At 67.2% G+C, this 12,527-nt stretch carries 11 protein-coding genes; 3 read left to right on the top strand and 8 right to left on the bottom strand.

What is annotated here, in order from left to right; genetic code table 11:
- Positions 1 to 4: 4 nt before the first annotated feature.
- Together N0K08_RS07175 and N0K08_RS07170 are read right to left on the bottom strand one after the other, a co-directional pair.
- On the bottom strand, positions 5 to 1,252 hold the full coding sequence (locus N0K08_RS07175) for a multifunctional CCA addition/repair protein (RefSeq protein WP_261499670.1): 1,248 nt from the start codon (positions 1,250 to 1,252) through the stop codon (positions 5 to 7).
- A gap of 42 nt (positions 1,253 to 1,294) precedes the next feature.
- A complete protein-coding gene (locus N0K08_RS07170) occupies positions 1,295 to 1,978 on the bottom strand; it encodes a glutathione S-transferase family protein (RefSeq protein ID WP_261499422.1) in 684 nt (227 codons plus the stop codon).
- Positions 1,979 to 2,194: 216 nt separating this feature from the next.
- On the opposite strand from N0K08_RS07170, the gene queC reads away from it, so the two are divergent.
- On the top strand, positions 2,195 to 2,902 hold the full coding sequence (gene queC, locus N0K08_RS07165; RefSeq protein ID WP_408642911.1) for a 7-cyano-7-deazaguanine synthase QueC: 708 nt from the start codon (positions 2,195 to 2,197) through the stop codon (positions 2,900 to 2,902).
- 131 nt (positions 2,903 to 3,033) lie between these two features.
- Here queC and N0K08_RS07160 read toward each other — a convergent pair whose 3' ends face one another.
- Positions 3,034 to 3,609 (bottom strand): 5-formyltetrahydrofolate cyclo-ligase, encoded by a 576-nt coding sequence (locus N0K08_RS07160; protein WP_261499420.1) that lies wholly within the window; start codon positions 3,607 to 3,609, stop codon positions 3,034 to 3,036.
- Positions 3,610 to 3,622: 13 nt separating this feature from the next.
- On the opposite strand from N0K08_RS07160, the gene N0K08_RS07155 reads away from it, so the two are divergent.
- Positions 3,623 to 5,605 (top strand): lytic transglycosylase domain-containing protein, encoded by a 1,983-nt coding sequence (locus N0K08_RS07155; protein WP_261499419.1) that lies wholly within the window; start codon positions 3,623 to 3,625, stop codon positions 5,603 to 5,605.
- Here N0K08_RS07155 and N0K08_RS07150 read toward each other — a convergent pair.
- Together N0K08_RS07150 and N0K08_RS07145 are read right to left on the bottom strand one after the other, a co-directional pair.
- Positions 5,602 to 6,549 (bottom strand): MBL fold metallo-hydrolase, encoded by a 948-nt coding sequence (locus tag N0K08_RS07150; RefSeq protein WP_261499418.1) that lies wholly within the window; start codon positions 6,547 to 6,549, stop codon positions 5,602 to 5,604. The genes N0K08_RS07155 and N0K08_RS07150 overlap by 4 nt on opposite strands.
- Positions 6,546 to 8,231 (bottom strand): AMP-binding protein, encoded by a 1,686-nt coding sequence (locus tag N0K08_RS07145; protein WP_261499417.1) that lies wholly within the window; start codon positions 8,229 to 8,231, stop codon positions 6,546 to 6,548. The genes N0K08_RS07150 and N0K08_RS07145 overlap by 4 nt, the downstream gene beginning before the upstream one ends.
- A gap of 153 nt (positions 8,232 to 8,384) precedes the next feature.
- On the opposite strand from N0K08_RS07145, the gene N0K08_RS07140 reads away from it, so the two are divergent.
- The gene (locus tag N0K08_RS07140; RefSeq protein ID WP_261499416.1) at positions 8,385 to 9,341 is read left to right on the top strand and encodes an esterase/lipase family protein; all 957 of its coding nucleotides are present in this window, start codon (positions 8,385 to 8,387) and stop codon (positions 9,339 to 9,341) included.
- Positions 9,342 to 9,494: 153 nt separating this feature from the next.
- Here the strand turns inward: N0K08_RS07140 and phhA are convergent, their stop codons facing one another.
- Genes phhA through hppD form a run of 3 tightly spaced genes read right to left on the bottom strand, consistent with a single transcriptional unit; the run spans position 9,495 to position 12,510 of the window.
- On the bottom strand, positions 9,495 to 10,337 hold the full coding sequence (gene phhA, locus N0K08_RS07135) for a phenylalanine 4-monooxygenase (RefSeq protein ID WP_261499415.1): 843 nt from the start codon (positions 10,335 to 10,337) through the stop codon (positions 9,495 to 9,497).
- A gap of 26 nt (positions 10,338 to 10,363) precedes the next feature.
- Positions 10,364 to 11,353: a Bug family tripartite tricarboxylate transporter substrate binding protein gene (locus N0K08_RS07130; protein ID WP_261499414.1), complete on the bottom strand. Its 990-nt coding sequence runs from the start codon at positions 11,351 to 11,353 to the stop codon at positions 10,364 to 10,366.
- 23 nt (positions 11,354 to 11,376) lie between these two features.
- Complete coding sequence (gene hppD / locus N0K08_RS07125; RefSeq protein WP_261499413.1) at positions 11,377 to 12,510, bottom strand: 4-hydroxyphenylpyruvate dioxygenase; 1,134 nt, start codon at positions 12,508 to 12,510, stop codon at positions 11,377 to 11,379.
- Positions 12,511 to 12,527: the final 17 nt, after the last annotated feature.

Raw genomic sequence — 12,527 nt, 5'->3', positions numbered from 1 at the left:
AGGTTTACCCTGGGGTTTGGCCCAACCAGCGTTGCAGTGCCTGGGTGCGCGCGGCGGCCACGGCTTCGCCTACGGCCCGGCCGGTCTTGCCTTCGGCCGCGGCCTGGGCGGCCACGTCTGCCGTTACCACGGACAAGGCCTGGTCCAGCGCTGACTGCAGACGCGCGCGCTGGGGATAGGGCTGGTCTTCCAGCCCCAGGCGCCCGCGCGCATCGCATTCGCAGGCCAGCAGCACCAGCGCAAAGCGCGCGGGCTGGCGGATGGCGTCGCAGCGTTCGAGCAGGCGCATCAGCGCGGCGGCATTCAAGTCGCCGCTGCGGTGGATGTTGCCGTGCTCGCGCGCCACCACGTCGGCGAGTTCGCGGCAATCGGTGGGCACGCGCAGACGCTCGCCCACCTTCTTGGCCAGTTGCGCGCTGCGCTGCTCGTGGCCGATGTGGCGCGGCAGGACGTCGGCCGGTGTCGTGCCCTTGCCCAGGTCGTGCACCAGGCAGGCGTAGCGCACGGCGAGCGGCGCCTGAAGGCGCGCGGCCTGCTGCAGCACCATCATCACGTGCACGCCGGTGTCGATTTCGGGGTGGTATTCGGCGCGCTGGGGCACGCCCCACAGCCGTGCGAGTTCGGGCAGCAGCACGGCGAGCGCGCCGCAGTCGCGCAGCACTTCGAACATGCGCTCGGGCGCGGTCTCCATCAGGCCGCGTGCCAGTTCCTGCCAGACCCGCTCGGCCACCAGATCGCTGGCTTCGCCGGCGTCGACCATCTGCTGCATCAAGGCCATGGTGTCGGGCGCGACCTGGAAGTCGTCAAAGCGGGCCGCGAAACGCGCCACGCGCAGAATGCGCACCGGGTCTTCACGGAAAGCGTCGGTCACATGGCGCAGCAGCTTGGCCTGCAGGTCGCGCCGACCGCCATAGGGATCGCTGAGCGTGCCGCTTTCGGGCCAGCCTTCGGGCGCGGCCATGGCATTGATCGTCAGGTCACGCCGTGCCAGGTCTTCTTCCAGCGTCACGTCGGGCGAGGACTGCACGGCGAAACCGCGGTAGCCGCGGCCGCTCTTGCGTTCGGTGCGGGCCAGCGCGTATTCCTCGTGGGTCTTGGGGTGCAGAAACACCGGGAAATCGCGGCCTACGGGCTGGTAGCCCTGGGCCACCATCTGTTCGGGCGTCGCGCCCACCACCACCCAGTCGCGGTCATTCACCGGCCGGCCCAGCAGCTGGTCGCGCACCGCGCCGCCGACCATCAGGATTTGGATTGAACTCATGGCCCCGAGTGTCGCCGGATTCCGGCGCCAGGTTCAGCGCCGTTCGCGGTAAGGTTCCTCGAAGTCGATGAAATCCTGCTCGGCCATCGCGTCCTGTACCCACTCCTGCACCGAAGGCAGGGACTGTATGCGCTTGACATAGGCCTCGATCTGAGGCGGCACGGGCAGGTCGTAGGTGGCCAGGCGCAGGCAGACGGGCGCGAAATAGGCGTCGGCGATGGTGAAGTGACCGAACAGCAGGGTGCCGCCGTGCGAGTTCAGCAGGGCGCTCCACATGTCGATCAACCGCTGCACGTCGTCACGCACGCCTGGTTGTTCGCTCCAGATCTGCGCGCCAGCCGCGGGCAGGTGGGCTTCCACGTTCATCGGGCAGTGGGTGCGCAGCTCGGTGAAGCCGCTGTGCATTTCGGCGCAGATGCTGCGTGCCCGCGCCCGGTCGGGTGCCAGCCGGGGCCACAGCTGTTTGTCCGGGTATTGCTCGGCCAGGTATTCGGCAATCGCCAGGCTGTCCCAGATGGCCAGGTCGCCATCGATCAATACCGGCACCCGGCCCACGGGGGACACGGTATGCAGGCGCTGCTTGAAGCCCGATTGCAGCGAGAAGCTGTCAAAGCGGACCTTGATCTCTTCGAAGGTAATGCCGGCCTGGCGCATCAGCACCCAGGGGCGCATGGACCACGACGAGTAATTCTTGTTGCCGATGTAAAGCGCAAGCATGAAGACTCCTTGAGGCCCGAAGGCGAAGACCGAGGGTGTCGCAGCCATGCTAGCGGCAGAAGTGCGGCTTGTCATGGGGGATGCCGGTGTTTTGTCGTAAATTGCAGGAAAAATAGCCCATAAAGGCGGCTGCAACCCCGGGCGGGTAGGGTGTAGTGGTAAGAAACTGTTTCGCGGTGTATCGCCGTACATGCCTGCAATGCTTTAATGCCCGCCATGCATACTTCAGCTCTGGTTCTTTTCTCCGGTGGACAAGATTCCACCACCTGTCTGGCCGACGCACTGGCACGCTATGAACGGGTCGAAACCCTGGGTTTTGACTACGGTCAGCGCCACCACGTGGAACTCGACGCGCGCCAGCAGGTGCTGGCCCAGCTGCGCAGCCAGTTCCCGCAGTGGGCGCCGCGCCTGGGTGAAGACCATTTGCTGTCGCTGGACGTGCTCAGCCAGATCGGCGGCTCGTCCCTCACCGACGACGTGGCCTTTGCCATGCAGGCCGACGGCCTGCCCAACAGCTTCGTGCCCGGACGCAATCTGCTGTTCCTGACACTGGCCGGTGCGCTGGCCTATCGGCGCGGTCTGCAGGTCATCGTGACCGGCGTCTGCGAGACCGATTTCTCCGGCTACCCCGACTGCCGTGACGACACCATGAAAGCCTTGCAGGTCGCGCTGAACCTGGGGCTGGAGCGGCGCCTGCGCATCGCCACGCCGCTGATGTGGATAGACAAGGCGCAGACTTGGCAGATGGCCCAGGACCTGGGCGGCCAGGCACTGGTGGACATCATCGTCAACGACACCCACACCTGCTACCAGGGCACGCGCGACCAGTTGCACGACTGGGGCTATGGCTGCGGCACCTGCCCGGCTTGCGACCTGCGCGCCAAGGGCTGGGCGAAATACAAGGCATCCACGCCAGCGCGCTGACTGCCCACGGCCTACGCAACCGGCGTGCCCCAGCCAGGAGACACCGAGCAAGGGCCGCCCCGCAGCGATGGTGTCGTCCCCCTCCACCGAAGGATGAGAGGGGGAAGCGGCGAAGCCGCTCAGGGGGTGCTTTATTTGATCGGCCAGACCAAGCCGTTGTCGTTGAGGATGGTATCCAGCGGCAAGTCATGCGCCTCGGGCGCGAAATCGTCGACATAGCCGCAGGTAAAGCCCAGGCCCACGGTGAAGGGGCGCGGCGTCAGCGCGGCCAGCGTGCGGTCGTAGAAGCCGCCGCCATAGCCCAGCCGATAGCCGCCCGGGGCATAGCCCACGCAGGGCACGAACAGCAGCGTGGGTACGACCACTTCGGTGTCCTTGGGTTTGGGAATGCCGTAGGCATCCTCTTCCATGGGACAGCCCGGGTACCAGAGGTGAAAGCTCAGCGTCTTGTGGACCTTGTCGATCACCGGCAGGCCTATGCGTCGGCGCTGGCCGTCGCGCTGCAGCTCACCGTCTTCCTTCCAGCGGTGCAGCGCCGGCAAGGGGTCAAACTCTCCTTTGATGGGCCAATAGGCTCCAATCACGGTATCGGGTCGTTCAATCAGCCAAAATCGCATCACCTGTTGCAACAGGTCCGCGCGGTCCAGTCGATCCGTCAGGTTCAACCGCTGTTCGATCAATGCGCGCCGCAAGGCTGCTTTGTCCATTACATAATCCTCCATGCACTGGCTCAAGATTCTGACACCGCTTCTCGCGGCAACCCTCTGGACCACGGCCTCGCCGCTGGTGGCGGCACAAAACCGTGGGGACGATGCGTTGCTCGCAATGCAGCAAGCCTACCGCAAAGGCGACCGCAGTCAGCTCGCGCAGCTGCTGCCCGCCGTGCGCGGGCATGCGCTCGAGCCCTGGGGCGCCTATTGGGAGCTGCGCGTGCGGCTCGACGATGCCCAGCCCGAAGAAGTCCAGGCCTTTCTCTCGCGCTGGGCCGGCAGCTACCAGGAAGACCGCTTGCGCAACGACTGGCTGCTGCTGCTGGGCCAACGCCGCGACTGGATGCGCTTTGCGCAGCTGCTGCCGACCTACCGCATGCAGGATGACCGGGGCGTGCGCTGCTATGCGCTCACCGTGGATCAGATCGAAGGCAAGGCCGGCCCCGCGGCCGCGCAGGAGCTGCGCGATCTCTGGTACGCCCAGCGCGACGCCGATGACGGCTGCACCAACGCCGCCGCGAGCTTCTATGCCGCGCAACAACTGCCCGCGAGCGACATCTGGCGCAAGGCCCGGCTGGCGTCCGAGGCCAACCGCCAGCGCGCGGTGCGCGATGCGGTGCAGATCGTCTCGCCCGAATCCGTGCCCCAGGTCAACGAGCTGTTCGCCTCGCCCATCAAGTACCTCACCGGACAGCGCATGGCGCGCGGCCAGGTGCGCAAGGAGCTGGGCTTGCTGGCCTTGATCCGCCTGGCGTCGAATGACCCGGGCCAGGCTGCGGCCCAGCTCGAAGACCGCTGGAGTGCGCTGCTCACGGCCGAGGAGCGCAACTGGGCCTGGGGCGTGATCGGCAAGCAGGCTGCGTTCAAGCTGCAGCCTGAAGCCGTGGGCTATTTCGCCAAGGTACGCCAGGACAAGGACCTCAGCGACGACCTGTTGGGCTGGAAGGCGCGCGCCGCCTTGCGTGCCGGGCAGTGGCGCCAGGTCGGCCAGAGCATCGATGCGATGACGCCCCAGGGCCGGGCCGACAGCACCTGGGTCTACTGGAAAGCCAAGTCGCTGCTGGCCTTGCATGGTGGTGACGCCGAGCGCGCCCAGGCCCAGAAACTGCTGCAAAGCATTGCCAGCGAAGGCGGCTTTTACGAGCAACTGGCGCTGGAAGAGCTGGGCCAGCGCGTGACGGTTCCGCCCGCGCCGGCCGCGCTGACGGCTCAGGAAAAGGCGGCTGCGCGCGGCAACCCCGGTCTGCAGCGCGGTCTGCAGGCGATACAGCTGGGCCTGCGCAGCGAAGGCGTGCGCGAGTGGAACTACACCACCAACCTGCACACGCCCGGCGGCATGGACGAGCGCTCGCTGCTGGCCGCCGCCGACTGGGCCTGCCAGCGCGAAGTCTGGGACCGTTGCATCAACACCAGCGAGCGCACGCGCAACGAAGTCAGCTGGAGCCAGCGCTACCCCATGCCATACCACGACACGGTGATCGCACGCGCGCGCACCATCGGTCTGGACCCGGCCTATGTCTACGGCCTGATTCGCCAGGAAAGCCGCTTCATCATGGACGCCCGCTCGGGTGTGGGCGCCTCGGGCCTGATGCAGGTGATGCCGGCCACGGCGCGCTGGACGGCGCGCAAGATCGGCATGACGGAATTCACCCCGGGCATGATCAACGACCACGAAGTCAACATCACCATAGGCACGGCTTACCTCAAGCTCGCGCTCGACGACTTTGACGGTTCCATGGCCATGGCCGCCGCGGGCTACAACGCCGGCCCGGGCCGTCCGCGCGTCTGGCGCAACGGGCCGGTGCTCGACGCCGCGATCTGGGCCGAAAACGTGCCGTTCACCGAAACGCGCGACTACGTGAAGAAAGTGCTGGCCAACACCACGGCCTACGCGGCCTTGATCACCGGCCAACCGCAGTCGCTCAAGGCCCGCCTGGGCACGGTGGGGCCGCGCCCGTCGAACGAGCCAGAGCCCGTGAAGGACCTGCCTTAAGCGTTGTAGATCCGCTCGCCTTCGCGCCGGGCCGCGCCCGCGGCCACCAGCTCGTCGACCATGGTGGCGAGCCAGGCGCCGGGTTCGGCGTGGGAGAAATGGCGCGTGCGCAGCTGGACCAGGGTGGAGGCGGTCTCGAACCAGGCCTGCAGCCCATCCTGGTCGATCTGCTGCCATTCGAGCAGCTTGTACTTGATCAGCACCTTGGCCGCATGCCGCGCGTGGCGCAGCGGTGACTGCACAAAGCCGTCCAGGCGCGCACGCGCCGTGGCCAGCGCCGGCGCCAGGTGATGGAAGACGGGGCCGTGGCCGGGAATGATGGTGGCCGGGTTCAGCCGCTCTATCAGGTCCAGCGTCGCGCCCACCGCGGCAAAAGCGTCCTCGCCATCGAGCTCGGGGAACACCACGCCAAAGCCTTTTTCCCACAGCGCATCGGCCGAAATCAGCAGCCGTGCTTCGGGCTCGAACAGGATCACGGAATGCGGGTCGTGGCCGGGTGCGGCATGGATTTGCCAGGGCCGTCCGCCCAGCGAGACTTCGCTGCCGGGCTCCAGGGTGGCGTCCACGCGAAAGCGCGGGCATTGCTGGCCCGTGGGGATATAGCCCAGGGCATGCTCATCCCAGTCGCGCACCTGGACCGCCTGGCCCGGCGCGATGGCGGTATGCACCTGCGGCCAGGCCGCCTGCAAGGCGGCGTTGCCGCCGCAGTGGTCGCTGTGCAAATGGGTGTTGAGAATGCGTGCCAGCGGCTGCCCGTCCAGCGCCGCATGCACCAGCGCCAGCGTCTGCTCGGCATGGGTGCAGTAGCCGGTGTCGACCAGCGCGGCGCCCGCTGGCGCGGCGCCCGCCGGCGCAGCGAACAAGATGCTGTTCGCCGACAGCCAGCCGCGCTCCAGAACGGTGATTTCCGGCCACAGGGTGCCGGCGCTCGCCAGCCTGCTCACTGCGGCACGCGCAGCTCACGCCGCAATATCTTGCCCACATTGGTCTTGGGCAGGGCGTCGCGGAACTCGATGTACTTGGGCCGCTTGTAGCCCGTGAGGTTCTCGCTGCAAAAGCGCAGCACCGTGTCCTCGTCCAGGGCCGTGCTGCTGCGCACCACGAAGACCTTGATGGCCTCGCCCTGTTTCTCGTCGGGCACGCCCACGGCCGCGCATTCGACCACGTGCGGGCACAGGGAAATCACGTTTTCCAGCTCGTTCGGATAGACGTTGAAACCGCTGACCAGAATCATGTCCTTCTTGCGGTCGATGATGCGCACGAAGCCCTGCGTGTCCATCACGCCCACATCGCCGGTGCGCAGGTAGCCGTCGTCGGTGAAGGCCTTGGCCGTTTCCTGCGGCTGGTTGTAATAACCGGTCATCACGTTCGGCCCCTGGATGCACAGCTCGCCCGATTCGCCCAGCGGCAGGTCATGGCCTGCATCGTCCTTGATGGCTACATAAATGCTCGGCAGCGGCAGACCGATGTGGCCCGTGTACTCGGCGTTGGTGACCGGGTTGTTGGTGCCTATGGCGCAGGTCTCGCTCATGCCCCAGCCTTCGATCATGGTGTTGCCCGTGACTTTCTTCCACTCGCGCGCCGTGCCTTCGGACGCCGCCATGCCGCCGGCCTGGGTCATGTACAGGCTGGAGAAATCGAGGGCGCGGAACTGCGGGTTCTGCAGCAGGGCGTTGAACAGCGTGTTCACGCCAGGCAGCAGATGGAAGGGGCGCTTTTGCAGCACGCCGACGAATTTGGCGATGTCGCGCGGGTTGGGAATCAGGCTCAGGCTCGAGCCCTGGCGTATGGTCAGCAGGCACAGCGTGAGCGCGAAGATATGGTACAGCGGCAGGGCCGCGATGCTGTGCAGCTTGGTCCGGTCGGGCTGGCTGGCCATGGCGGGCGCAAACCAGACTTCGGCCTGCAGCGTCGCGGCGATGATGTTGCGGTGCGTCAGGATGGCGCCCTTGGACAGGCCGGTGGTGCCGCCGGTGTATTGCAGGAAGGCGATGGAGTCCAGCGTCGCCGTGCTGGGCACGAGCGTGCGCTGCGCGCCCAGGGCCAGTGCCTGGGGGAAGGTGGTCACCTGGCAGCCGTTGCCCAGCGGCAAGGCGTAGGCCGGCACCATCTTGGCCAGGTGGCGCGCGGCGAAGCGGATCCAGCGGCCATAGACCGGGCCCAGCAGATCGCCCAGCGAAGTGATGCAGACCTGCTTGATCGGCGTGCGCTCCAGCACGCTGCTCAAGGTGTGGGCGAAATTCTCCAGGATGACGATGGCGCTGGCGCCCGAGTCCTTGAGCTGGTGCTCGAGCTCGCGTGCCGTGTAGAGCGGGTTGACGTTGACGCAGGTGTAGCCGGCGCGCAGCACCGCGGCCATGGTCACGGCGAACTGCGGCACATTGGGCAGCATGATGGCCACGCGCGCGCCGGGCTCCAGTCCCAGGCCTTGCAACCAGGCGCCGAGCCGGGCCGAGAGCAGGTCGAGGTCGCGGTAGTGCATCCAGTGGTCCATGCAGACCGAGAACGGCTGGTTGGCGTTTTTCTTCAGCGATTCTTCAATCAACTCCGCCACCGAACGGTAGGCCTCGGGATCGACAGTGTGGGGAACGCCGGCGGGGTAGTGCTGCAGCCAGATAGGATCCATGCGAGTTGCGCCTTGTGTGCCTGTCGAAGGGTGGCCTGGGAAGCAGGCCATGCGGAGATGCCCCCATTCTGGCGCCGCGCGGCGCAGACTGTGCCCCGGGCTTGTCCTAGGAGTGGGCGGCATAAGATGCGCGAAGAACGCAAGGAGGTCGACATGAATGCACTCAGGCAGCAGGCCTTGATCCTGGGCGACTGGGCCTTGGCCCTGGCCTGGCTGTGGTGGCAATGGCCGCGCTCGCCCGGGCTGGCCCTGGCCGGCGCGGCGGCGCTGTTGCTGGTGCCGGCGTGGAGCGTGGCGCTGCAGTTTGCCTGCATGTGCATCGCGCCTCGGCGTGGCTTGGCCGAGATGCCGCCGGTGCGCGCCGGCGCGCTGTTGCGGGCCTGGTGGGTGGAGGTGGGCCTGGCCTACCGCATCTTCAACTGGCGCCAGCCGTTTCGTCACAACGCGGTGCCCGACTACCTGCCGACCGACCGTGCCGCGCCCGGCGCCCCCGCGGCCCGGGCCGGCGTGGTGCTGGTCCATGGCTATCTCTGCAACCGCGCTTTCTGGCAACCCTGGCAGCGCATGCTGCAAGCGCGCGGCATTGCCTGCATCGCGGTCACGCTCGAGCCCGCCTGGGGCTCCCTCGATGACTGCGTGCCCGGGCTGGATGCGGCCGTGCGGCGCATGACCGAGGCCACGGGGCGACCGCCGGTGCTGATCGGCCACAGCATGGGCGGCCTGGTGATCCGGGCCTGGCTGCGCAGCCGTGGTGCCGTGGTGGGCGAAGGCGTGAGCGATGCCGCTGCCGGGCAACGCTTGCAGGCCCTCGCGGCCCGCATCATCACGCTGGGAACGCCCCACCAGGGCACCTGGATCGCCCGCTTCAGCCACACCGTCAACGGCCGGCAGATGCGGCTGGATAGCGACTGGCTGCGGCAGCTGGCCGCGCACGAACCGCGGGCGCTCGCATCGCGCATGAGCTGCTGGTACTCGAACTGCGACAACATGGTGTTCCCGGCCATCGTCGCGACCTACCCCGGGGCCGACAACCGACTGGTCGTCGACCTGGCCCATGTGCAGATGGCTTTCACGCCCTACGTCATGCTGGCCTGCATGGACGGGTTGTAGCACCCCCTGAGCCGCTTCGCGTCTTCCCCCTCTCAACCTTCGGTGGAGGGGGACGGCACCCTCGCGGCGCGACGGCGCTTGCTCGGCGCCCCTGAGTTGGGGGGCGCCAGTGTTTTGGGCCGTGGGTAATGCAAGCGCTGTGACTGACGGTCTTTATAGACCGGGCGCGAGGATCTGCCCGTCGGCCGTGTATTCGGGCAGACCACGCAGCCGCGCGTACAGCGGCTCGAAGTCGGCCTCGGTCAGGTCAAACAGCTGCTGCAAGCTGTCGATCACGAAGTAGGTGGGCTGGTAGGTGTCGATCTTGTAGCGCGTGCGCATGGCGCGCTCCACCGTCAGCGGCAGGCGCTGCGGCTTGGGGCTTTCCACGGAATAGACCAGCTCGCCGCTGGAGCTCAGAATGCCCGCGCCATAGGCCCGCAGGCCGTCCGGCTCGCGAATCAGCCCGAACTCGATGGTGTACCAGTACAGCCGGGCCAGCATTTCGCCGGCGCCCAGGCGGTCGGCCTTGAGGCCGCCCTGTCCATAGCGCTGGACATAGTCGGCCAGCACCGGGTTGAACAGCAGGGGCACATGGCCGAACAGGTCGTGGAAGATGTCGGGCTCGACGATGTAGTCGAACTCGGCCGGCGTGCGAATCCAGTCGGTGACCGGAAATTTGCGCGCGGCCAGCAGGCGGAAGAAATCCAGTTCGGGAATCAGCCCCGGCACGCCCACGACCTGCCAGCCCGTGGCCGGCATCAGGCGCGCGTTGATGTCTTCGAAGCGTGGAATGCGCTCGTGGGGGCCGAGCGCGGGCAGGGCGGCGATGAACTCCGAGCTGGCCCTGCCGGGCAGCAGGGCCGACTGGCGTGCGTACAGGCGCCGGTAGGTGTCGTGGTCGGTCTCGGTGTAGGCCGCGTAATTCTGTGCGCAGGTGTAGTCGCTGGCGGCGCGCGTGTAGTCGCCGCGCGGCGGGCGTTCGGATTGTCCGTAGACCACTGGAGCTTGTCCCATGGCTTTCTCCTTGGAAAGTGCGGCTGTCAAGACGGCTGAATGCGGTGGGTCTGTATCAGCAGGCCGTATTTCCGGTGCTCCGACTGCACGAAGCGCGCGAAGTCGTCGAGCACCAGGTTTTCCGGCAGGATGCCCTGGGCCATCAGGCGTGCGCGCGCGGCAGGCGACTGCAGGGCCGCGGAAAAGTGCTGGGCGTACTGGCCGGCTTCCTCGGCGGACAGCGTTGCCGGGGCGAACAGGCCGAACCAGTTGCCCAGGTTGAAGTTGCCGGTCACATCGTTGAGGCTGGCCACGTCGGGCAGCAGCGGCGAGCGCAGCAGCGAAGTCACGCCCAGGGCCTGCAGGCGGCCGGCGCGTATCAGGGGCAGCACGGCGGGCAGGGCGTCGAAAGCCATGTCCACAGCCCCTGACAGCAGGGCCGCCATGGCGGGCTGCTCGCCCTGGAAAGGCAGGTGGGCAATGCGCAGGCCCGTGCCTGCCTGCAGCAGCGCGCCGGCAATATGGCCCAGGCTGCCCCAGCCACTGGAGGCATAGCGCAGGGATTGCGGATGCTGGCGCAGTTGGCGCAGCAGATCGAAAGGGTTGCGCATGCCTTGCGCGGCGGCCGGCGTCACGACCAGCACATGCGGCACGCGGGCCATCAGCAGCAGCGGGCGAAAGTCGGTCAGGGCATCGTAGCCCGTAGGCTGGCAAAGCCAGGGCTGCAGGGCGTGGGTGGCGAGGCTGCCCATGAGCAGCATCCTGTCCTGCGGCCGGGATTGGGCGACCACGGCGCCAGCGGAGCCGCTGCCCCTGCCCGGGGCGGGCTGCACCGTGATGTCGCCCAGACCGGCCTGCGCCGCTTCCGCGAGGACCTGGGCCGGTGCCTGCAGTGGCCCCGGGGGAACCAGCAGGCGCAGCGGCGCGGTGCTGTCCTGGGCCGCTGCGCGGGACAGAGGGCCTGCCGCCAGCAGCCAGGCAGCCAGCAGGCGCCGGCGCAGCATGCCTGGGTGAGCGCAGTGCACGGCGGATGGCATGGCAGCTCCTGGTGTCTGTGGGCTCAGAGCACTCCGCGGCGCATCTGGTCGAGCTCTATGCTTTCGAACAAGGCCTTGAAATTGCCGTTGCCAAAGCCATCGTCGCCCTTGCGCTGGATGAACTCGAAAAAGATCGGGCCCAGCTGGTTTTCGCTGAAGATCTGCAAAAGGATGGCGTCCTTCTTGCCGTCGATCAGGATCTTGCGCTGGTGCAGCGCTTCCAGGGGCTCGCCGTGACCGGGAATGCGCTGGTCGACCAGTTCGTAATAGGTGTCTATGGTGTCGAGCAGGCGCACGCCGCTGGCGCGCAAGGCGTCGACGGTGGCGTAGAGGTTGTCCGAGCCCATGGCGATGTGCTGGATGCCTTCGCCGTGGTACGAGTCCAGGTACTCCTGGATCTGGCCGGCTTTTTCCTTGCCTTCCTCGTTGATCGGAATGCGGATCTTGCCGCAGGGGCTGGTCATGGCCTTGCTCTTGACGCCCGTGACCTGGCCTTCGATGTCGAAGTAGCGGATCTCGCGGAAGTTGAACAGGCGCTCGTAGAAGTCGGCCCATTCGTTCATGCGGCCGCGGTGCACGTTGTGCGTCAGGTGGTCGATATAGGTCAGGCCGTGGCCGCGCGGGGCCAGCATCTCTTCGGTGGTGACGCCGGGCAGCGGCACGAAGTCCACGTCGAAGAAACCGATGTTGCCGATGTCGCCGGGTTTTGCGCCGTTCTTGCCGTGCCAGCGGTCGACCAGGTAGATGCGGCTGTCGCCCACGCCCTTGATGGCCGGGATATTGAGTTCGCCGGGGGTGTGCGTGCCTTCATGCCCCCAGGCGCCGAGGTCGAGCGCGCGCTCGTAGGCGGCCTTGGCGTCGTCGACGCGAAAAGCGATGGCGCAGACGCTGGGGCCGTGCAGCCGCGCGAAGCGCTGGGCAAAGCTGTCGGGCTCGGCGTTGATGATGAAGTTGATCTCGCCCTGGCGATACAGCGTCACGTTCTTGCGGCGGTGCTTGGCGACCGCCTTGAAGCCCATGCTTTCAAACACCCGGCCCATGGCCTCGGGATCGGGTGCGGCGTACTCGATGAACTCGAAACCGTCGGTTCCCATGGGGTTGTCCCAGGCGGCGGTGGACGTGGCGGCGGAGGGGGCGAGGGGAAGCGGGGCGTTCATGGGGAGTCTCCTGCCAG

This window comes from Acidovorax bellezanensis (genome assembly GCF_025421555.1).
In the GTDB taxonomy this organism is placed as follows: Bacteria; Pseudomonadota; Gammaproteobacteria; order Burkholderiales; family Burkholderiaceae_C; genus Comamonas; species Comamonas bellezanensis.
The sequence above is the reverse complement of the archived record's forward strand: the minus strand, read 5'-3'. Positions and strand labels throughout refer to the sequence as shown.